Below are 23,358 nucleotides of genomic sequence, written 5' to 3'. Positions count from 1 at the left end.
CGAATAGCTAAAATATGGGGCAAGCCCTCCATTTATTTATTCACACCGGTTTTTGGGGAAAAGTAGCGGTTTTTTTCGCCGTTTTGCAATTTTTCAGTCACATGATCGTCTACAAAGGCAGCAAAAAGGCCCCAACCGCCCGGATTGTGGTAAATTTGCTGTTCCATTTTTTTAAAAACCATTGATTGATAAATTGTTATGCGTGCAGGACCCGGTCTTTTATCTTCTATCATACTGATAGTCATTATGGTAGCCATGGATGCCTACGTGTTTGTAGCTATCCGTTCCATGATGGCGGCAGCCTCCCCTAAATGGAGGACCATCGTTTTCAGCCTGTATTGGCTTACTTCCGCTGTTGTACTGGCTTCCATTGTATTCTATTCCCGCATTCCCTGGGAAAAGTTCATGCTGGCCCGCTCCTATTACCTCACCTTCGCCTTCGGGCTGTTTTTTGCCAAAGCCCTGGTGATCGTGTTCCTCCTGGCTGACGACGGGCGCCGTGCCATTATGTGGATCGTGGAAAAAATGCGCTCCGCGCCGGCCGTGGCCGCCGTAGAAGGCAACCGCGAAGTGGAGGGCATCTCCCGTTCCCAGTTTCTCATGAAAACAGGCCTCCTGCTGGGCGGCACCATGCTGGGCACCCTGTTGTACGGCCTCAGCAACAAGTACAACTACCATGTGCGCAAGATCAGGCTCACCTTTAAAAACCTGCCCGAAGCCTTCAAGGGCCTCAAAATAGTGCAGATATCAGACGTACACTCCGGCAGCTTCACAGACAAACAGGCCGTGATGCGGGGCATTGAGCTGATACGCGCCCAGCAGCCGGACCTGGTGGTGTTTACCGGAGACCTGGTGAACGACCGGGCGGACGAAATGGAAGATTATATTTCCGTATTCAGTGAAATAAAGGCGCCATACGGGGTCTATTCTACCCTGGGCAACCACGACTATGGGGATTATTTCCCCTGGCCGGACTATGATGCCAACCGCCATAGCGACATGAAGATCAAAAACCTGGAACGCCTCAAGGCCATTCACGGGCAAATGGGCTGGAAACTGCTGATGAACGAGCATGCCGTACTGGAAAGGAACGGCGAAAAAATAGCCCTGCTGGGGGTGGAGAACTGGAGCGCCAACCCGCGCTTTCCCCGGAAGGGAGACCTGGCCGCCGCTTACGCCGGCAGCGGGGAAATACCTTTCAAGATATTGCTCTCCCATGACCCGACGCACTGGGACGGACAGGTACGGCAAAGCTACCCGGACATTGACCTCATGCTGGCCGGCCACACCCACGGCATGCAGTTTGGCGTGGAAATCCCCTTCCTCAAATGGAGCCCCGCCCAGTACATTTACAAACAATGGGCGGGCCTGTACCAGGACGGGAAGCAGAGCCTCTACGTAAACCGCGGGTACGGCTTCCTCGGGTACCCGGGCAGGGTAGGCATTATGCCAGAAATAACCGTTATAGAACTGGTGTAAACAGCTATACAGGAAACGGCCGGTTGCCACAGCGGCCGGCCGTTTTTTTGTTTATCTTGCAGGCGGCCCAAGGGCGTGTTTATGCGATACCATATCATTTTTTTGCTGCTCCTTTGTGCTGCCCGCCCGGCTGCCGGCCAGTCGTTGGCAGACCTGGAAAGGCAACTGGATTCCCTGCTGAACCGGGAAGCGGTGAGCGAAGTGGTGATAGGCCTGGGCTTTGGCAACAACCCGGCCTACGGCGGCAAATCCACAGACCCGTTCCGCCCCATTACCATGAAGCCTTTTCTTTCCCCCAACCTGTCTTACAACCACAAAAGCGGCCTCTTTGCCTCAGCGTATGCCTACTACCTGCTGAACGCGGAGCGCAAGCCCTGGTTCGAGATGGACCTCAGCGCCGGGTACGACTATACGAAGAACCGCCACTTCCTGACCGGTATTTCCTATACGCGTTATTTTTATGCGGATTCTTCGGACATTCCCGCTACGCCTATTACCAATGAGGCCTTTGCCTATTTCTTTTACCGCAAGTGGTGGCTGGAGCCGGGCCTGAGCCTTGACCTTGGCTGGGGCAAGTACCGGGAAAAGCTTTCCCAGGGAGCAGAACGCACCATTACCGGCAGCGATTTCAATATTATTGCGGATGTGCGGCATTCATTTATCTACATGGACCTGCTGAAGGCAGACGATGCCATCCTTATTATGCCGGTAGCTTCCTTTACCATGGGCACGGCCAATTATTACAGCAACCTCAAAAGCACCAAATATGTATCCCGTTCCAAAATGATCGAAAAGCGGAACAACAGAAAAAGAGGCAACCAGGGGCGGCCGCAGCAGGAAGAAGAGGAAATAACGGTGAGTGACAATACTGGTTTCCGGCCCAGGGCGGTAGACCTGGGCGTGCGTATTTCCTACCTGATCGGCAAGGTGGCCGTTTCTCCCTCCTATACCGTTTTCAAGCTGCTGCAGGGCGGCGATACCGGGCTGACGGGGTACTTTACCGCCAGCGTCAGCGTTACGTTATAAGTATCTAGCATGGATTTTGCACTTGCGTGTAGGGGGAGCAGGTTTTTCCTGCGTCTTACATGTGGAATGTATTCATTATCAAGATAAATTAAGGAGCTTAACACTAAACAAATCAAATATGAAAAAACTGTTTTTCGCCTTGGCAGTCATTACCTGCGCCACCGTATCCACCGTTAGTGCTCAAAAGATGATCCGATTTGGTATTAAAGGAGGTGCGAACCTCGGTAAAATAGATGGTACCGGTTACGACGAAAGTTTCAAACTCGGCTACCACCTGGGCGGCTTTGCCCAGATCAACCTGGTAAAAGGTTTCGGTATACAGCCGGAAGTGGTGTTCTCCACTTCAAAAGCTGAAGTAAAAAATACCGCCGAGTTTGAGGCAGACAATGAATTTCAGAACCTGAAAGAGAACAAGCCCAATCTCAATTACCTGAGCATTCCGGTGCTGGCCAACATTGACCTCGGTTCTCCCCGCTTCAAACTGCAGGTAGGGCCACAGTTCAGCATTCTCACCAGCAAAAAGAAAAATGTGTTCCAGGAAGGGAAAGAAGCCTTTAAATCAGGCGACTTTTCGGCCGTGGGCGGCCTCTGGCTGCAGTTGCCCATTGTTAACATCAGCGCGCGCTACGTGATCGGCCTTTCCAACGTTAGCGATGTAACCGCTTCCAATGCCGTAAATCCGGATACCTGGAAAAACCAGGCCATCCAGTTAGGCGTTGGTATTACGCTCTAGCAATAACTTTTGTTATCCTGCATCTGTTGAAAAGGATATCCGTTTTCCGGGTATCCTTTTTTTTATACCTTTCAGCATGGCATCAAAGTTGACTATATAGGTATACTATCAAACTGGGGAGATTTTGCAGGAAGGGCCTGCCATATTGTCCCCGCACTTAAAACTGACAAATGAATACATTTTTTTTGAGCAATAACGAGGAGGAGATGGAGTTTATGCCAATTATACCTTTGAATGAAGATGGCGAAGGGCAGGAGGAAGAGAAGATACCGGAGGAACTGGCGCTGCTGCCCCTGAGAAATACGGTGCTTTTCCCCGGGGTGGTTTTGCCCATTACAGTAGGGCGTGACAAGTCCATCAAGGCGGTAAATGACGCATACAAGACTGACAAAATGATTGGTGTGGTAGCGCAAAAAGACAGTAACGTGGAAGAGCCCGGGGTAGCTGACCTGACAGATGTAGGCACGGTAGCAAAAATTGTGAAACTCATCAAAATGCCGGATGGCGGCACCACCATCATCATACAGGGCCGCCGGCGTTTCAAGATAAAGGCCATACTGACGGAAGACCCCTATTTCAAGGCCAGTTACGAACTGCTGGAAGACCAGCTGGACGAGAACGACTCCGAGTTTGACGCCTATGTTTCTTCCATCAAGGACCTGGCGGGGCAGATCATCCAGCTGTCTCCCAACATCCCCTCGGAAGCCAGCATCATTCTCAAAAACATAGAGAACGCGCCTTTCCTCATTCACTTTGTGTCTTCCAACCTGAACAGCGACCTGAAAGAGAAACAGCAACTGCTGGAGATCAACAACCTGCGCATAAGGGCGGAATTGCTGATGAAGCTGCTGCAGGTGGAACTGCAGCTGGCGGAGCTGAAAAACAAGATCAACAACAAAACCAAGGCAGACCTGGACAAGCAGCAGCGGGAATACTTCCTGCAGCAGCAGATGAAGTCTATCAAGGAAGAGCTGGGCGGGGATTCGAATGACCGGGAGATCAAGGAAATGCAGCGCAAGGCGGAACTGAAAAAGTGGCCGGACGCTGCTAAAGACCTGTTTGGCAAAGGCATTGAGAAACTGGAAAGGATGCACCCCAGCACGCCGGACTATTCGGTGGTATACAACCATCTTGACCTGATGCTGGACCTGCCCTGGAATGAATATACGCTTGACAGTTATGACCTGAAGAAGGCCAAAACCGTGCTGGACGGAGATCATTACGGCATGGACCGCATCAAGGACCGTATACTGGAATACCTGGCGGTGCTGAAGCTGAAAGGCGATATGAAATCGCCTATTCTGTGTTTTGTAGGCCCTCCGGGCATTGGCAAAACTTCCCTGGGCCGTTCCATTGCCAATGCTATTGGCCGCAAATACGCCCGGCTCAGCCTGGGCGGCCTGCATGACGAGAGCGAGATACGCGGCCACCGGAAAACCTACATTGGCGCCATGGCCGGCCGCATACTGCAAACCATCCGCAAGGTAAAATCGTCCAACCCGGTGATGATACTGGACGAAATAGACAAAATAGGCAACGATTTCCGCGGAGATCCGGCATCCGCACTGCTGGAAGTGCTGGACCCCGAGCAGAACAGCACGTTTTACGACAATTACCTGGAGCTGGAGTACGATCTGAGCAAGGTACTGTTCATTGCCACCGCCAACAACATCAACAACGTGCCCATGGCGCTGCGGGACAGGCTGGAGGTTATTGACCTGAGCGGTTATTCTGTCGAAGAGAAAATAGAAATAGCCAAACGCCACCTTATCCCGAAACAGAAGGATGCGCACGGGCTGAAAGACAGCAAGTTCACCTTTGCCAATAAAGTGATAGAGAAAGTAGTTGCCAATTATACGCGGGAGAGCGGCGTGCGTGAGCTGGACCGGCAGTTTGCCGCCATCATGCGCTCGCTGGCCAAAGATGTGGCCACCGGTGTAAAGGTGGAAGGCGCTGTGTCAGAACAACGGGTAGAAAAAGCCCTGGGCAAAACCCGCTACAGCAACGAGATATACAAAACCGGCAATCCTCCCGGCGTGTCTGTTGGCCTGGCCTGGACGTACGTGGGCGGAGACATCCTGTTCATAGAGTCCAGCCTGAGTGAAGGCAAGGGAGAACTGAAGCTGACGGGTAACCTCGGCAATGTGATGAAAGAATCCGCGGTAACCGCCCTCAGCTACCTACAGGCCAATGCCGGCCAATACAAAATAGATCCCAAATTGTTCAGGGACAGAAATATTCACGTGCACGTGCCGGAAGGCGCGGTACCGAAAGACGGGCCCAGCGCCGGCATTACCATGCTCACCGCGCTCACCTCCGCCTACACGGGCCGCCGGGTAAGGCCTTACCTGGCCATGACGGGGGAGATCACCCTGCGCGGGCAGGTGTTGCCGGTAGGGGGCATCAAGGAAAAAATTCTGGCCGCCAAACGCGCCGGCATTAAAGAGATCATCCTCTGCTGGCAGAACGAAAAAGATATCAACGACATTAATCCTGATTATATCAAGGGTTTGAAGTTTCATTATGTAAAAGAAATGAACCAAGTGCTGGAAACAGCGTTATTAAAGAGATAGGAAACACAAGCTGTCATTCCTGGCAGCAGGTGTATCTAAAGTTCGCTTCGTCAAGAAGCGGGCGCATGTTGATTGTTTAAGGGTTTGAATAAAGCCGCCGTTACAGGTGGCTTTATTCTTTCTAAACATATATGCTTTTTTTGTACCTTAACGCCGGTCACCTAATCCGCATGCCCATTGCCGCTTCGCTACCTGCTCATATTGCTGCTGTTTCCGGTTGCCGCCGGGGCCCAGGTGCTGGGCGGTAAAAACACCTACGCTTTTCTTGACTTGCCCGCCTCCCCGCAGATAACGGCTTTAGGCGGTGTGAACGTGAGCCGGCAGGGGAACGATCTTTCTCTGGCGCTGCTGAACCCCGCCTTGCTGCGGCCTTCCATGCATACGCATTTGCAGGTGAACTACGCCGGTTACTTTGCCGGTATCCGCTACAGCCATGTGGCCTTTGCCTTTCACCACGCGGCGTTGGCCACCACCTTCGCCACCAGCCTGCAATTTACCGGTTACGGGCAAATGACGCATACGGATGCGGCGGGCAATGTGCTGGGTACTTTCAGCCCCAGTGATTTTGTATGGCAGGTAAACGCCTCCCGCCGCTACCTTGAAAAATGGTACTACGGTGTAGGGCTGAAATATATTCACTCCCGGTACCTTACCTACCGCTCTTCCGGCCTGGCCGCAGACGTGGGTATTGCCTACCAGGATACGGCGCAGGGCTGGCAGGCCGGCCTGGTGGCGCGCAACATGGGCGGGCAGCTGAGCGCCTATGCGGCCACTGAAAAAGAACCGCTGCCCTTTGACCTGCAGGTGGGCGTATCCAAACGCCTGCAGCACCTGCCGTTGCAGCTCTCCGCTACCCTGCACCACGTATACCAGTTCGATATCCGTTATGCAGACCCCGCGCTGGAAGAAAATGTGGTGATAGATAACGGGGATACGGTAAGGGCGCGGGGCGGCGCCATCGATAATATTTTCCGGCATTTTGTGCTGGCCGCGCAGTTTGACATAGGCCGTTACGTAGAACTGACGGCCGCCTACAACCACCTGCGCCGGAGGGAGCTGGCCATGTTGAACCGGCAGGGGCTCAGCGGTTTTTCGCTGGGCGTAGGCGTTACGGTCAGCAAGTTGCAGCTGCGCTACGCCCGCGCCTGGTACCAGCAGGCTACTGCCATGAACCACCTGGGCATCAACCTGCCCTTGAACCAATGGATGGGATTAGGTAAATTCGGTGACCGCATTGGCTGGCAACCATAAGGGACGACCACATTGATTGAATCACAAGCCGGCCGCGTGGGCCGGCCTATAAAAACAGAGGAACAGTGCATATGCAGCCCATCATTTCCATCAGGGACCTAACAAAGCGCTACGGAGAAAAACAGGTGTTAAAAGGAATAAACCTGGATGTGTTTCCCGGGCAGATCATTGGCTATATTGGCCCCAACGGCGCCGGCAAATCCACCACGGTGAAAATACTCATAGGCCTGCTGGGCGATTTTGAAGGAGAGGTCAATGTACTGGGCCACAACCTGCGTACAGATACGCTCACCATCAAAGGCCTGATCGGCTATGTGCCGGAAAATGCGGAGATCTATGATGTGCTGACGCCCATGGAATACCTTTCTTTTACCGGCAAACTGTACCAGATGGACGATGCTGTGATCGAAGAGCGGGCTGCCCGCATGCTGGGCGCTTTTGGCCTGCTGGAAAATAAAGACCAGCGGATGGATACTTTCTCCAAAGGCATGCGGCAGAAAGTGCTCATCATTTCCGGCCTGCTGCATGACCCGCAGATCGTAGTGCTGGACGAACCGCTTTCCGGCCTTGACGCCAACGCGGTGATCATGGTAAAAGAGATCCTGTCCCTGCTGAAAAAAGAAGGCAAAACCATTTTCTATTGCTCGCATATGATGGACGTGGTGGAGAAAGTGTCTGACCGGATCGTGCTCATCAACGAAGGCAGCATTGTGGCAGACGGTACTTTTGAACAGCTGAAGCAGTCCGAGGGCGATACGCTGGAGAAAATATTTGCCCATCTCACCGGCGAGCATAATTTGTCTGGCGCGGCAGATGCCTTTGTACATAAAACGGAACGGACATGAACAGGTTCTTCCTGGCTGTTGTAGGCTTCTTTAAACCGCTCTGGGTACGCCTGGGCGTAAACGTACCGCAACTGATGGCCATCCTTGACGTAAAGCTGAAGATGGACGACCGGCGGCCCAATGCCTACACCCACATGCGGCAACAGAAAAAGAAAGAGCAGAAATACGGCTCCCTGGCCGTGGTGCTGATCTCTTTTCTGATGGGCGTTTTTTACCTTTTTGTGTTCAGCCTTTCCAGCAACCCGCTGATGCAGCTGTTCATCTGGTTTTCCGTGTTCATCGTGATGCTGTCTATCACCCTTATTTCAGATTTTACGAGCGTGCTGATAGACGTGAAAGACAACTTTGTGATACTGCCCAAGCCGGTGAACGACAAAACGGTGGTAGTGTCCCGCATCCTGCATATTATGGTGCATGTGTCTAAAATAGTGGTGCCGCTGATGCTGCCGGCTTTTATATGGCTGGCCGTAACGCAGGGAGTGGTGGTGTTGTGGTTTGCGGCGCTGGTGTTCCTGCTCAGCGTACTGTGCATTTTCCTGATCAACGCGGTGTACCTGCTGGCGCTGAAACTGACCACCCCGGAACGGTTCAAGGAAATACTCAACTACGTTCAGATCATATTTTCTGTCATCGTATTTGCCACGTACTACCTGGTGCCCCGGCTCACCCGCAACCTTCACCTGGATGATATAGACCTGTGGGCTTACCCGCTGCTGAACCTGGCGCCCAGCTTCTGGTTTGCGGCGGCTTATGCCGCGGTGGCGCAGGGTGCTTACACATGGCTGATGCTCCTGTACATAGCGCTGGCGCTGGCGGTGCCGGTGTTGAGCCTGTGGCTGGTGGTAAAGGTGTTTGCCCCCAGTTTTAACCGCAAGCTGGCCATGCTGAGCGGTAGCGGGGGAGAAGCGCCGCCTGCTAAAAAACAGGTAGCCAGGCAGCCGCAAACAGGCCGTATGCCGCTTTACAAGCGGCTGGCCGCGTGGTTTTCCCGCGGGCGGCAGGAGCAGCTGGCTTTTGAGCTGGTATGGCTGGTAACCGGGCGCAGCCGGGAGTTCAAGCTGAAGGTGTACCCTTCGCTGGCCTATGTGCTGGTGTACTTTGTGTTTTTCCTGTTGTCTGGCAAACACACCAGCCCGGCAGCGGCCTGGGATCAATTATCTTCCGGCAACGCCTTCGTTATCCTGATCTATAGCAGCACTTTCGTGTTCATTACCGCCATTACCAACCTGGTGTACTCAGACAAGTTCAGGGCCGGGTGGGTATATTATGCGGCGCCGGTAGAGGCGCCCGGGCCGCTGCTGATGGGGGCGTTCAAAGCCGCTTTTGTGAAGTTCTTCCTGCCTTTCTATATTGTAATTGCCATTTTTTCACTGGCGGTATGGGGCGTTGGCGTAGTGCCAGACCTGTTGCTGGGACTGGTGAACGTGGCGCTGGTGAATATCATTTTTGCGTTCCTGTTCCTGCGCAAGCTGCCGTTTGCTACGGAGATCAATATCAAGCAGGGAGCGGGCGGTTTTCTGAGGGGGCTGATGGTGCTCATGGTGCCCGGTATGCTGGGCTTGCTGCATTATGCTACCACCTTGCTGCGCGGCGGCAAGCCGGTATTCGGCATTTACCTGAGCGCCAACTGGCTGGTGCTGATCTTTGCATTGTTCTCCGCTACGGCTTTTTACCTGCTGCAGGCCAAATACAGGGAAACATCCTGGGCGGTGCTGGAGCGGTAGGAGTGTATGATATGTATAAAGGGGCTGATGGTTTTTTCCATCAGCCCCTTCTGCGATCAATATTTTCCGGGAAGATCATGGTTGTGCAATATGCATGTTCCAGCCAGCCTGGTCCCCACCATTTAAAGCACTTTTCCGGCAGTTATTTTAATCCTGCAACTGCCGCTTGTAGAGCTGGATGGTATTTTCCAGACCCATGTAGATAGCGTCGCATATCAGCGCGTGGCCAATAGACACTTCCTTGAGCTGGGGAATGTGCAGCTTGAAGAAACGGAGGTTATCCAGGTTCAGGTCGTGGCCGGCGTTCAGCTCCAGGCCAATGGCGGAGGCTTCGCGGGCGGTATTTTTATAGTCGTTGAACAACTGGAAGTTTTGCGGATGGGTGCGGGCTTTCGTGTATTCTTCCGCGTAGGGGCCGGTGTACAGCTCTATGCGGTCTGCCCCGGCAGATTTGGCGCCGGCTACCATGCCTGTTTCCGGGTTGAGGAAGATAGAGACCCTGATGCCGGCCTTTTTAAGGGTGCTGATCACGTCTTTCAGGAAAGACTGGTGCTGTACCGTGTCCCAGCCGGTATTGGAGGTGATAACGCCCGGCGGGTCCGGCACCAGTGTACACTGGTGCGGTTTTACTTCCAGCACCAGGTCTATAAAATCCTGTGAGGGATAGCCCTCAATATTAAATTCCGTAGTAACAATGGGTTTCAGGTCCCGTACGTCCTGGTAGCGGATGTGGCGTTCATCCGGCCGGGGGTGTACCGTAATGCCATCCGCGCCAAAACGTTCGCAGTCTTTGGCTACCTGTATAATGTCCGGCAAATTGCCGCCGCGTGCGTTGCGCAGCGTGGCAAACTTGTTGATGTTAACACTCAGCTTGGTCATGCCGCAAAATTACGTTGTTTACCCAATTATTGCAGCAGGTATTTCACGGCAAGGCCGGTAAAAATGGAGATGGAAAAGCTCATCAGCGTGCCAATGAGCACATATTCGGTTTCGCGGTGGGTATCGTTGCCTTTCAGGTCGTTGAACCGGAGAATGGACTTGGCGGCAATGAGGAAACCGATGCCTTCGTAGTGGCTGGTGACCACAAAGGTGAGGATGAGTATGCGTTCAAAAATACCGATCCAGCGGCCGGCTTCGCTGAGGGAGGTTTTACCGTTGGAGAGGCGCGCGTCCTGCACCTGGTTGCGCCAGCGGCGGGTGGCAAAGCCCAGCAGGAAGGCCGCGGGCCAGATGATGGCGGCGTAGCCGAAAAGTAGCGTCCAGAACTGGCGGTTATTGAGCAGGGCCTGCAGGTAAGGCCATACGGCCGCCCAGTTGCCGGTAACCTGTATCCACAGCAGCAGCAATACGGCCAGGTGCAGCAGCTGGTCTATAATAAAACTTTTGGCATCGTCTTTCTGATGCAGTTTCCAGAGGTCTATGAAATAATGCGTAACGCCCACTGCTACGGGCGCCAGCCACAGCTGCCACATGCCGGTAAACAGGTATACGAGGGCCGCATGGACCAGGCAATGCAGGTAAAGATATCCGGAAGCTGCCTTGTAACGGCGTTTATGTTGAACAAAGCGGGAGGGTTGCAGGGCAAAATCGCCCAGTATATGAGCGCATAGCCATTTTATCAATAAAAGCATCAATATGGTTTTTAAAACATGGTTAAGATCTGTTGCTCAAACCGCTTTACGATCAGGTCTGCCACATGCCAGCCTGCGGCCTGCAGCCGTTGATGCACGGCTGGTTGGCGGATATGCAGTTTTTCTGCTGTTTGTGCCTGTGTAAGGCCGTTGAGCTGTTCCAGCACGGCTTCTGCCTGCAGGGGGCTCCAGCGCTCTGCCAGGAAGGAAAGCACCTGGCTGTGAATGTCCCACTCCTGGTTGACGGCAGGGTGGGGGGTAACAATGGCCAGCAGCCCGTTCTTTTTCTTCAGTTCATCCAGCATGGGCCCGGAATGCCTGAACGCGGAACCGTCAGAAGTTACGATGTTTTTCGATGTGAACGAAATTTCTCCCGTACCAATGGCCAGCCGCGCCCTGAAACCTTTTTTCCATAACGCGGCCAGTATGATGAGGCTGGCCTGCAGCGCGGTTGCAGGCTGCTTTACCAGCACGGCCTGGAAACTGTCTCCCCGGAACTGTTCCGCCCTGAAGCCGGGCACCTGCTGCCCCGCCGCTGCAAAGGCAGCATCCAGCGCCTGCTGCAGGCGTTTCCGTTGCGTGGCTTTCAGCGTAGAAGAGCTGATCACGTCTCCTGTAATAACTACCGCCTTTTTCATGTTTACAAATATAAGTCATAAACCTTATAATGCCTCATTATAAGCCTATAGCCTTATAATCTATTAATATAAGGCTGTAGCCTTATATTTTAGAGAACCCCGGAAAAAAGAAAGGCAGCCCCGTGCCGGAGCTGCCTTTTATAAAAAAGCATACGTTATGACTAGTAACGGTAGTATTCAGGCTTGAACGGCCCTTCAACAGGAATACCGAGGTAAGCAGACTGCTCTTTGCTCAGCACGTCCAGCTCCACACCGATCTTTTTCAGGTGGAGGCGGGCTACTTTCTCATCCAGGTGCTTGGGCAGCACGTATACCTGGTTCTCATACTTGTCGCTGTTGGTCCACAGCTCCAGTTGGGCCAGGGTCTGGTTGGTGAAGGAGTTGCTCATCACAAAAGAGGGGTGGCCGGTGGCGCAGCCCAGGTTTACGAGGCGGCCTTCTGCCAGCAGAATGATGTCTTTACCGTCAACAGTGTATTTGTCTACCTGTGGTTTGATCTCCACTTTGGTATGGCCAAAGTTGGTATTCAGCCAGGCAACATCGATCTCGATGTCGAAGTGGCCGATGTTACATACAATGGCTTTGTCTTTCATGGCTTTGAAGTGCGCGCCGGTGATGATATCGCGGCAACCGGTGGTGGTCACGATAATATCGGCTTCTTTTACCGCGTCAGCCATTTTCTTCACTTCATATCCTTCCATCGCCGCCTGCAAAGCGCAGATAGGGTCAATTTCAGTAACGATCACACGGGCGCCTGCGCCAGCCAGGGATTCTGCGGAGCCTTTGCCCACATCGCCAAAACCGGCCACTACAGCTACCTTGCCGGCAATCATCACGTCTGTGGCACGGCGGATAGCGTCCACACAGGATTCGCGGCAGCCGTACTTGTTGTCGAACTTGGATTTGGTAACGGAGTCGTTAATATTGATAGCAGGCATGGGCAGCGTGCCGTTCTTCATTCTTTCATACAGGCGGTGAACACCGGTAGTGGTTTCTTCACTCAGGCCTTTGATGTGCTGGATCAGCTCGGGGTAAACGTCCAGTACCATATTGGTCAGGTCCCCGCCGTCATCCAGGATCATGTTCAGGGGGCGGTCAAGACTGCCGAAAAACAGCGTCTGTTCAATGCACCAGTTAAAATCTTCTTCGCTCAGTCCTTTCCAGGCATATACCGGAATGCCGGCAGCAGCAATAGCGGCAGCGGCATGGTCTTGCGTAGAGAAGATGTTGCAGGAGCTCCATTGTACCTCGGCGCCAAGGGCTACCAGGGTCTCGATCAGCACAGCCGTTTGAATGGTCATGTGCAGGCAGCCTGCAATACGGGCGCCTTTCAATGGTTGGGATTTGCCATATTCTTCGCGGAGGGCCATCAATCCCGGCATTTCAGCTTCAGCAAGCTGTATTTCTTTGCGACCCCATTCAGCCAAAGACATGTCTTTTACTTTGTACTTGAGGTTCAAATCAATCTTGGATTTAGCAGTTGTTGACATTCCAAATAATTTTTTGCAAATCTACCGTTATTTTAACTTTTAACATAATGCTTTCTGCACGGCACATTCCCCTCAATCTGAACTGTTTAAGCCCCCAAGCCCTGTTTTATTCATATTCATAAAATAATACAATTATTATTTGCTATAATATTATAAAAATAATACATTTGCTAATTGACGACCTATATTTCCAGGTAATTACACATTATTTTTCGGAGTCATTGATGAACTAAGTAGCTGTAGCAGAAACGCTTACAAACGGGAAAAGAGGAAAGAAAGGGCAACCGCCCGGGGAAAATAAACCGCCCGCGAACCGGCCCAGGCATATAAACGTCAGCTTCGGGAAATATAGTATGGATGTAAAGAAATTTTAATGTTATTATGTTAGTCCTGTCCTATCCTATGAAGATCAGCCTCCGTATTGCCATGCTGGCACTATTGTTCTGTAATAGTACCGCCTGGGCGCAGGTACCCTCCGTCATCATCAACCCTTCCGGCGGCACCGTGTCAGACAACGGTCTGAAGATCACCATCACTGAAAACAGTGTGCTGACGGAATATAAAGGGAAAAAGCAGTATAGCGAGGCAACCAGCCTGGCCGAACTGGACAAGGGCATGCGTACCTATTTTATGCTGGAGCGGTGGGTAGATGCCACTACAGCTGAACGTACGGATACGTTGCACCGCTGGGCCTGCGAAATTTCGGACGTGCAGGGGCAGGGCACCGCCGCAGACCCCTGGAAGGTAGTGAAGCTGATGAGCATGAAGAACAGGACGAACGCCAACTTCAATATATCCGTAGTCTACTCTTATGAAGAAGGCAAGCCCTGGTACCGGATGGACTACTATATGAGCTCTGATGAAAGGATACAAAGCGCTACGGACTATGGCCCTTACATGGTGCATATCTATCACTCCGAACGCGCTTTTGTGCATGAAGTAGATTGCGGGTTGGGCTTCGGAGACCAGGCCGCCACCGCAGTTGATGACCAGTATCACGAAGTGCATGCTCCCGGCCAGCCCGAACCCACTTTATACGGCAGGGTAGGGATCCGAAAAACCAGCGGCAGTTGTTCCGTAGCTGATGCCGGGTCACATTTTTTCAAGGCAGCTGATGGTATTACTTCTTACTATGCCGGTTATACCGCCGGGCGGGATAATAAAACCGGCCTTGGCTACAAGCTGGAAAACCTGTTGACTACCATAGAAGACCCGGGCATGGGCCTCGCTATTCACAAAGCTATTTTGCTGGACCATAGTATACCCGGCTACCTGTACACAGAAAGAAAAAGTTTTATTGCCGGTTTTGATGAAACGGACGACGGGCCTTCCACCCTGGAAGACCCGGCCATGGCATTGCCTAAAAGCTGGCCGCTGTCCAAAGCCCAGATAGGCCTATCTTCCGCCACGCCGCAAGGCCTGGAAGGAAATAATGACCATGTGATACAAGGCGTTACGCTGCACCTGGAGAACGGTATGTTCAACCTGCCGCAGGTAGTACATTTCAGGGTAACCACTACTGGCACAGGCACCGGGCATGCCGGGGCTGCTGACTACACCGTACAGTATTCAAAAATGATCATTCCCGCCGGGGACTATACCAATGTTGATCTGCCGCTGAGCAATATCATCATTCACGGCAACGGTACAGAGAACGAAGATAAAACGCTGCGCATAGAACTGTTGCCCACCTGCTCCCCGCAGTTGCAGATCACGGGTGTTACAGATGCTACCTATACCATTGTAGATGATGATGAGAACAAGGTTTTCCTGGAGCCGGCAGCTTCTTCGCTGCAGGAAGGCGGCCAGATAGTGGTAACTGTGAAACTGACGGGAGACCCGCTGGGAACAGACCTGCCGGTAACCATCAGCACCACGCCGCTAACGGCCAAGGCAACTGACTATGAGCTGGAATTTCCGTCCACGCCGTACACCGTTACCATCCCTGCCGGTGGCAGTACGGCCACTTTTACATTGAAGGCCACGCCAGACCTGATCATCGAAAACACCGAAAAGCTGCAACTGAAAGCCAGCGCATTTTTCGGGCCGGAAGAAAGAACGCATGAGGTGGAAATAGATATTCATGATGTAACGGGAGATGACCCCGACAACCGGGTGATCACCTTTACCGCCCCGGCAACAGCTGAAGGCAGCAATATGGTAGTAACGGCCAGCCTGCCCGCAGGGGTTACCACGGAAGCGCCTGTGACCATCAACCTTACCTATGATGAATATGCGGCGGGCAATACAGCTACCATGGGAGATTTCCTGTACGGCGGCATCAACGCGTTCCCCGCTTCGCTGACTATTCCCGCAGACGGCAACAATATATCGTTTACACTGGAGGTGTTGCAGGACTGGATGATAGAGCCGCAGGAGGTGCTGTATTTTGATGCGGCAGATGCAGATAACGCCTTCACCATTACCGGGCCGGTAATGCTGGTATTTAACGATAAAGTGGAAGATGGCCTGGAGGCCACCATCAGCGTATACACCAGCGAATATCAACTGTCGGAAGCAGACCCTGATACAGAATACCAGGGTTACATCGTGTTGCCTTACATCACTGCTGAAGACATAGTGGTGAACGTGCAGGTAGATGCGGCCTCCACGGCAGATGAGAATGATTTTGTGGTGGTAGACAACCTGAGCGTTACCATTCCGGCGTATGCCAACGAAGGTTTCTTTACCTTCAAAATAGCCGCAGACAACGTGCTGGAAGGAACAGAAAACCTCCAGTTCACCTTTTCCCTTTCCGGCATGCCCGTTACGCAGGCGGATGTTATCACCATTGCGGATGCGCAGAACACACCCGCCAACCGGCAGGTATATCTCACAGATGCTGCACCGGTGAACCTCACCGAAGGGCAGGAAGCAGAAGTGAAAGTGCGCCTCAATCCCGGCATTACCGCTGCCTTCCCCATAGTAGTGAATATTGCGGCAGACGGGGCTTCGGCTGCCACCGCCGCCGATTATACGCTTGACCCCGCTGCTACGGTGACCTTTGCGCCGGGTGAAACGGAAAAGACGATCAAGGTGACGGCTGCTGACGATGGCCTGGCGGAAGGCAACGAACTGCTCCGGCTGCAATTGACCGCTGATGTGGCTACGGCAGATGGTGTGCCGGCCATTCAGTCTTCTGCCCTTACAAAAGATATTACGATACAAGATCCCGGCAGCACTTCCATCATCTTTACGCCGGAGGCCACTACGCTGCATGAAGGAGACCCGCAGGTGAAAGTAACGGCGGCCCTTTCTTTCGGCGCCGCACTGGCGGATATTGAGATCACGCTGGATGCGCTGACAGGCTCTGATATTATAGCGGATGATGTGGAGGTGCCGCTGTCCGTTACCATCCAGGCTGGACAATCCCAGGTAGAATTTTACGTACGCGCCAAAAATGACGACGTGCTGGAAGAAAATGAGACCTTCCAGCTAGGCGGTACGGCATCCGGCTTTACCATTACCGGCACTACCTTTACCGTAACCGACGCCACCAGCCTTGACCCCGCTAAAAAACAACTGGTGCTGGAAGTGGACGATAATCCGCTGACGGAAGGCAACACCACTATTGTGCGGGTGAAGCTGCCGGGCGCCGTTACCACGGCCAAGGCGCTTAACATCACCCTGAGCAGCGGCGCCGGCACAGAATTGCTGCCTGCGGAATACAGCTTCACAGATGGCACGGCCACCGTTATCACTACAGTGACCATTCCGGCAGGGGGCAGCCAGGCTTCCTTCACGTTGCAGACAAACGCAGACAACATACTGGAACCAACAGAAAAACTGGAGCTGGCAGTGGCCGGAGATGACCTGCTGGCGGGCGTTACCGCTACTGCGCTGGTGAACGTAACAGATGCTACCGGCCTTGATCCGGATAATAAAAAGATCACCCTGACGGCTTCCGCTACCGCTATCAGCGAAGGCGGTTCCGTAACGTATACGGTAAGCCTGCCTTCGCCCGTTACTACGGCAAACGCGCTGGTGATCAGCCTTAGCCCGCTAACGGGCACCACCACCGCACCGGAAGATTTTACGGGCGGGTATCCGCCCTCCATCACTATTCCGGCAGGCGGGCATACCGGCAGCATCACCGTTGATGCGGCTACAGACAATATTATTGAGCTGCAGGAAAAACTGCGCCTCCACCTCTCGCTCACCGGTTTCACCTTTGATAATGATGTGATAGACCTGGATGTGAACGATGTATCGCCCGCGTCACCGGCCATTCAGCTGAGCCTGTCTGCCGCAACGGTAGAAGAGGGGGACAACGTAACCGTTACGGCCACCTTGCAGGGTTTTACCTCCACACAGGCCATTACCATTACCCTGGTGCGGGACGCCGCGTCTACAACGGATAACGACGATCATACGCTGGGTACCATCACCATCCCTGCGGGACAAGGCGCTGCCACCACCACTATTACCGCGTTGACAGACCTGGTACTGGAGCATGATGAGCAACTGGTGTTGAGCGGAACGGCCGGCACTTACCAGATCAATGCCGCCACGCTCACCATACAGGATAAAACCGGCACCACAGCCAACAAGACCATCAGCGTAAGCGCGCCGGGCAGTGAACTGTTTGAGGGCAGCAGCATGACGCTCCGCGTAAAACTGCCTGACGGCATCACCGCCTCTGAAGATATTGATGTGGCCATCACGGCCACCACTGCCATGACCGGCACAGAATACAGTATAGCGCCCACTACCTTGAAAATACTGAAAGGAGATAACGATGCGGAATTTGTGTTGACGGCGGTAGATGATGCGCTCGCAGAGGCAGATGAGCAGATCACCCTGCAGGCAGCGGCCACCGTATACGGTTATGGCCCGCAAACCGCTACGGCTACTATCACCGTTAAAGACCTGCCGGGCAATAATGTGATCACGGTTACCGCTGATGTGGCGGACGTAACAGAGAACAACACCGCCAAAGTGAGGTTCAGCCTGCCCTCCGGCATTAAAGCCGGCAGCGCTATCAATATTACATTGACCGCGGGCGGAACGGCAACGGCCGCGGATTTCACCAGTCTTCCGCTGACGGTGACCATTCCGGCCAATGAGGAGTATTATGAGCTGTCACTGGCCGCCATAAAAGACAATATCATTGAAGCTACAGAGAACCTCACGCTCACAGCGGCCGCAACGGGTTATACCATCAGCGGCAGTGTTGCGCTCAACGTGCATGATGCCGATCTGGCTGACGCGGAAGTGAAGCTGCTGTCATCCCACACGGATATTGACGAAGGGCAGACCCTTACGCTCACCGCCGCGCTGCAGAACGGGATGACCACGGAGATCCCCATCGACATCGCCCTTTCACAGAACGGCGGAACGGCCTTGCCGGCGGATTATTCCGGGCTTTCTACCATCCGCATAGAACCTGCCGGCCCCAATACGGCCACCGTGCAGATACTGGAAGACGACCTGCTGGAATGGCCGGAAACGTTCATCATCATGGGAACTGCAACGGGTGTTGATATTACCGGTGTTACAGTGAATATCCAGGACAAGAACACGGCTGTGCTTGACAATAAGAAATTTACGCTGACGCCTGATGCTACGTCTATTGAAGAAGGCAGCACTACCACGGTATGGCTGCGCCTGCCCGCGGGCCAGAAAACAGCGGAGGCTATCACCGTTACGCTGAGTGCCGTAACAGGCACCACGCTGGACGCTGCTGAATACCAATTCCCCGCCACCGTAACCATACCGGCCAATGGGGATGCTGTTTCTTTCGTAGTAGAGGCCAAAACAGACAACCTGCTGGAACCGGTAGAAGTGCTGCAGTTGAGGGCTTCCGGGTCTGTGTATGGCGCCAGCATTGCTGACGAGGTGGCCATCAATGTAACAGACCAGACGGGCAACAACATCATTACCATTTCAGGAGATACAGAAGTGACCGAGGGCGGTGTTGCGGGCACCATCCGGTTCAGCCTGCCCTCCGGCATCACCAGCACCGGCAATGTGGTGATTACGCTGGTACCCGGGGGAACGGCGGTGGCGGCAGACTTTGCCACCATTCCGCCATCCGTTACCATTCCCGCCGGGCAGCCCCACGCGGAAATTACGCTGCAAGCCCTCAAGGACAAGCTGATAGAGCCGAACGAGCAACTGGTGTTGACGCCTTCCGCAACCGGCTTTACTTTCAGCGGCCATGCTAAACTGACCGTGAAAGACGCAGACCTGGCAGATGCCACCATTGTACTGACCACTACCGCAGCTTCCATGGCGGAAGGAGAGAGCATTACGGTAACGGCTGAAATGCAGGATAACATCAGGTCTTTGTCCGCCATTGACGTAGTGCTGTCCAAAACAGGATCTGAGGCGGATAATGATGACCACTCTCCGCTGGGCGCCATACACATCAACGCCGGGGAGGCTTCCGGCACGTTTGTGATCACCGCGCTGGCAGACCTGCTGCTGGAGGGAGACGAAACCCTGGTGCTGGGTGCAACCGCCGGCGGCATACCGGTTACCGGCGTTACTGCGGTGATCCGCGATGCCACTGACAACGCCATCACCATTACCCCGGCCGCAGCTACCATAAAAGAAAATGAACAGGCAACGTTTACCCTGCGCCTGCCGGTGAATGTGACCACCACGGAAAAGATCACCGTTACGCTGGCTAAAGCCGCCGGTTCCACGGTATCAGACGGCGAGTTTGTACTGCCGCCCACCGTGGAGATACCCGCTAACGGCAACCAGGTAACATTTACGGTAGATGCCCTCCCGGATGATATACTGGAGCCGGATGAAATATTGAACATCGCTGCTTCCGCCACTGTGCGCGGCGAAGTTAAGACCGCCGCTGCCGCCGTTACCGTTCAGGACGCTACCAACACCGCGGCCAACATGCACATCACGGTATCCGGAGATACGGAGGTTACAGAAGGGAACACCGCGTACATCACGTTCAGCCTGCCGGGCACTGTTTCCACGGCGCAAAACATCCTCATCACCTTTACCCCCGGCAGCGCTACGCCGGCGGCAGATGCGGATGATATTACCGGCGGCATACCCGGCTCGGTGATCATACCGGCCAACAGCTCATCTGTCACACTGGCCGTAACGGCCGTTGCGGACGCCGTTATTGAACCGGTGGAAAAGCTCTTTCTGGTACCGTCTGCCGCAGGCTTTACTTTCAGCAACAATGTTATGCTGAACGTCAAAGACCAGCACCACAGCGGCACCATTACCATCAGCAGTGACAAGCCGCTGATACGGGAGGGTGTGGAAACCGCCACTATCACGGTAAGCCTGCCCGGCGCCCTGGTGGCCGGCAGTAACATACAGGTAGACCTGCAGAAAGCCGCCGCGTCTACCGCCGCTCATGCGGACCATTCCGCCCTGCCGCCTTCTGTGATCATTGAGGCCGGTAAACATGAGGCCGTATTCACTGTTACCGCCGCTACAGACCTGGTACTGGAGGGTACGGAAACACTGGTGCTGGAAGGCTCTGCCGCAGGCTACAGCGTGGCGGGCGTTTCCCTGCAACTGGAAGACGCCACTTCCCTTGACCCGCTGAACAAGGTGCTGCGGCTTACGCCCGCCAATGCAAACCTTACAGAAGGTCAAACCGGGGACTTTGTGGTGCAACTGCCGGCGGGGGTAACCAGTTCCCAGCATATCACCGTACAACTGTCCAAAACCGCCGCGGCTTCCACGGCGGCGGATACCGACCATACGCAGATACCGGTCAGCGTTACCATACCCGCTGAACAGAATGCCAGCAGCAGTTTTGACATTACCGCGGTAACAGACCTGGTAATAGAACCGCAGGAAAAACTGCGCATAGATGGTACGCCGCCCGCAGGCTTCACGTTTGAAGGAACGGACATCTTTATCACGGATGCCACCGGCCTTAGTGCGGCCAACCGGGCAATCAGCATCACCATTGACTCCACGCTGCTGCATGAGGGTAATACCAGCAACGTAGCGTTGGCGCTGCCGGCGGGTATCACCTCGTCTACAGACATTGCCATCACCATCCAGCCGGATGCCGCGTCTACGGCAGGCCTGGCAGACTATAGCCTTGTTCCCGCCACTATCATCCTGCCCAAAGACAACAACAAGGTAACCGTTGTACTGGAGGCGCTGGCAGACGGGCTGCAGGAACCAGACGAGCAGCTGGCGCTCACCGGCACGGCCGCGGGTTACACCATCATACCTTCCGGCATGCTGACCATACCCGGAGACCCTGCGCCGCAACTGAGCGTTACCGCCGTCAAAGTATCAGATGCCGCGGAACCGGACACGCATGGCGCCTTCAGCATTCAGCTGAGCGCCGCGGCCCCGGCTGATGTAACCGTTACCTATAGCATTGGCGGTACCGCCACGGCGGGCGCGGATTATGCGGCCCTCACCGGCCAGGCACTGATCAAAGCCGGGGAAACCTCGGTGAGCGTGCCTGTAACAGTAACAGATGATGAGATCATAGAAGGCACTGAAACCGTTGAGCTTGCCCTGCAGTCTGCCGTATTCACCTTCTTCGGCAATACGGTGAACGCCATGGCCAACAACAGCGTTGTCAGCCTGCAGATAGCGGATAATGACCAGGCCGCTGTTATCATAGAAAAAATAGCGGATGCCACAGAGCCGTCCACACCAGGCAGCGTGAAGCTGCGCTTCAGCAACCCGCAAACTACCAGCACCGTGCCGGTTACCATCACGTATACCGTAGCAGGTACCGCCGCAGCCGGAACCGACTATGACGCGCTGCCGGGCACAGCGGTGATACCCGCGGGCAGCAATGACGTGGTGGTTTCCATCCAGCCGGTAGACGATGCGCAGCTGGAAGGCACGGAAACAGTGATCATACAGCTTGACGCCGCCACCGCCACGTTGCCGGGCTTCACCATCGGCACGCCGGCAGCGGCTACCGTTAACCTGTATGATAACGATGTGGTGAGCATGGAAATATTCGGCCTGAACCAGGTAGTGGAAGGCAGCGCGGTACCCGTTACGCTTCGCGCTTCGCAGGCCGTTGCCGCGGACATACCGGTACAGGTCCAGCTGCAGTACGATGCGGCCCGCACCATCAGCACCAGCGCGCCGCGCAGCGGGGATATGCTGACCATTACCATGCCGGCAAACCAGACGGAGGTGACCTTCACCATCACCGTTGAGGATAATGATGTAAATGATGACAACGGCTACGTGAACCTGGTGATACAACCGTTCACCGGCGGCGGTCAGGCTTACGGCAAGGGCGCCAGCGGCAATACCGCTACCGTGGTAACAGACAACGACCCGCTGGAGATCAGCTTCAAAACAGACACGGTACGCATCAAGGAAGGCAACAACGGCGTATCCCTGATGCCGTTCACACTGCAGCTGAGCCGCATGAGCAGCAGGGCCATACAGGTACAGTACGCCTTTGCGGATGCCTTTGAAGGCGCCGGTGCGGACAAGGACCCGCAGCGCGCAAAAGCCGGGGAAGATTTTGTGGCCGCCGTTACCAGTATCTCCATTCCGCCCATGCAGGCGGAGGCAGACATTACCGTGCCTGTAAACGGGGATACGCAGAAGGAGGAAGACAAGTACTTTGCCCTTAAACTGACCGCCATCACCGTATCCGGCGGGCTGAACACGCCGGTGCCCGGCACGCTGCGTACGGCTATCGGGATGATAGAGAACGATGACCAGGATGTAGACCTGGAGATACGGCCGCACAAAGGCATCTCGCCCAACGGGGATGGCAAGAACGATGTATGGATCATCGAGAACATCGAAAAATACAGCCGGAACGAAGTCGTGATCGTGAACCGCTGGGGCGGCACCATTTTCAAAACAAGCAATTACCACAATACCAATAACCACTTTAGCGGCCTGGCCAATATTGGCAGCGGAACGGGCAAGGAATTGCCGGACGGCTCCTATTTCTACATACTGCAGGTATGGGACAATAGCGGCAAGGTGACCCGCTACAATGGTTACATCGTGATCAAATACGGCCTGTAAAA

The 23,358-nt window shown here is 54.1% G+C and carries 13 protein-coding genes; 8 read left to right on the top strand and 5 right to left on the bottom strand.

Translation table 11 applies throughout. The features are described 5' to 3' along the window. Positions 1-32: 32 nt before the first annotated feature. A complete protein-coding gene (locus D3A97_RS24980) occupies positions 33-233 on the bottom strand; it encodes a hypothetical protein (RefSeq protein ID WP_198673953.1) in 201 nt (66 codons plus the stop codon). Between the two features lie 13 nt (positions 234-246). Between D3A97_RS24980 and D3A97_RS01040 the strand changes: the two genes are divergently transcribed. The 7 genes from D3A97_RS01040 (at position 247) to D3A97_RS01010 (ending at position 9,631) form a co-directional block, all read left to right on the top strand. Further along, positions 247-1,479 (top strand): metallophosphoesterase, encoded by a 1,233-nt coding sequence (locus D3A97_RS01040; protein WP_232825810.1) that lies wholly within the window; start codon positions 247-249, stop codon positions 1,477-1,479. An 81-nt stretch (positions 1,480-1,560) separates the two neighbouring features. Then, the gene (locus D3A97_RS01035; protein WP_119075773.1) at positions 1,561-2,505 is read left to right on the top strand and encodes a hypothetical protein; all 945 of its coding nucleotides are present in this window, start codon (positions 1,561-1,563) and stop codon (positions 2,503-2,505) included. A gap of 118 nt (positions 2,506-2,623) precedes the next feature. Then, positions 2,624-3,238, top strand: a complete 615-nt coding sequence (locus D3A97_RS01030; protein ID WP_119075770.1) for a porin family protein — start codon at positions 2,624-2,626, stop codon at positions 3,236-3,238. Positions 3,239-3,408: 170 nt separating this feature from the next. Then, positions 3,409-5,811, top strand: coding sequence for an endopeptidase La (gene lon, locus D3A97_RS01025; RefSeq protein ID WP_119075768.1), 2,403 nt, complete (start codon positions 3,409-3,411; stop codon positions 5,809-5,811). 177 nt (positions 5,812-5,988) lie between these two features. After that, positions 5,989-7,062, top strand: coding sequence for a type IX secretion system protein PorQ (gene porQ / locus D3A97_RS01020; RefSeq protein ID WP_119075765.1), 1,074 nt, complete (start codon positions 5,989-5,991; stop codon positions 7,060-7,062). A 71-nt stretch (positions 7,063-7,133) separates the two neighbouring features. Beyond that, the gene (locus D3A97_RS01015; protein WP_119075763.1) at positions 7,134-7,907 is read left to right on the top strand and encodes an ABC transporter ATP-binding protein; all 774 of its coding nucleotides are present in this window, start codon (positions 7,134-7,136) and stop codon (positions 7,905-7,907) included. Continuing rightward, positions 7,904-9,631 carry a hypothetical protein gene (locus tag D3A97_RS01010; protein WP_119075760.1) on the top strand — a complete coding sequence of 576 codons (1,728 nt, stop codon included), beginning with the start codon at positions 7,904-7,906 and terminating at the stop codon, positions 9,629-9,631. The genes D3A97_RS01015 and D3A97_RS01010 overlap by 4 nt, the downstream gene beginning before the upstream one ends. A gap of 147 nt (positions 9,632-9,778) precedes the next feature. Here D3A97_RS01010 and D3A97_RS01005 read toward each other — a convergent pair whose 3' ends face one another. The 4 genes from D3A97_RS01005 to ahcY all read right to left on the bottom strand — a co-directional run bounded on the left by D3A97_RS01005 (position 9,779) and on the right by ahcY (position 13,360). Continuing rightward, positions 9,779-10,510 (bottom strand): pyridoxine 5'-phosphate synthase, encoded by a 732-nt coding sequence (locus tag D3A97_RS01005; RefSeq protein ID WP_119075757.1) that lies wholly within the window; start codon positions 10,508-10,510, stop codon positions 9,779-9,781. Between the two features lie 26 nt (positions 10,511-10,536). Then, positions 10,537-11,262: a DUF3307 domain-containing protein gene (locus D3A97_RS01000; RefSeq protein ID WP_119075754.1), complete on the bottom strand. Its 726-nt coding sequence runs from the start codon at positions 11,260-11,262 to the stop codon at positions 10,537-10,539. Positions 11,263-11,273: 11 nt separating this feature from the next. Beyond that, a complete protein-coding gene (locus tag D3A97_RS00995; protein WP_119075752.1) occupies positions 11,274-11,900 on the bottom strand; it encodes a hypothetical protein in 627 nt (208 codons plus the stop codon). 161 nt (positions 11,901-12,061) lie between these two features. Next, positions 12,062-13,360 (bottom strand): adenosylhomocysteinase, encoded by a 1,299-nt coding sequence (gene ahcY, locus D3A97_RS00990; protein WP_232825809.1) that lies wholly within the window; start codon positions 13,358-13,360, stop codon positions 12,062-12,064. 411 nt (positions 13,361-13,771) lie between these two features. Here ahcY and D3A97_RS00985 point away from each other — a divergent pair, with 411 nt between their 5' ends. Further along, positions 13,772-23,356 (top strand): Calx-beta domain-containing protein, encoded by a 9,585-nt coding sequence (locus D3A97_RS00985; protein WP_119075747.1) that lies wholly within the window; start codon positions 13,772-13,774, stop codon positions 23,354-23,356. The last annotated feature ends 2 nt before the right edge of the window (positions 23,357-23,358 follow it).

Source organism: Chitinophaga alhagiae (assembly GCF_003568665.1).
GTDB classification, from domain to species: domain Bacteria; phylum Bacteroidota; class Bacteroidia; order Chitinophagales; family Chitinophagaceae; genus Chitinophaga; species Chitinophaga alhagiae.
Note: the sequence above shows the minus strand (reverse complement) of the source record. Positions and strands in the feature narration are given on the sequence as shown.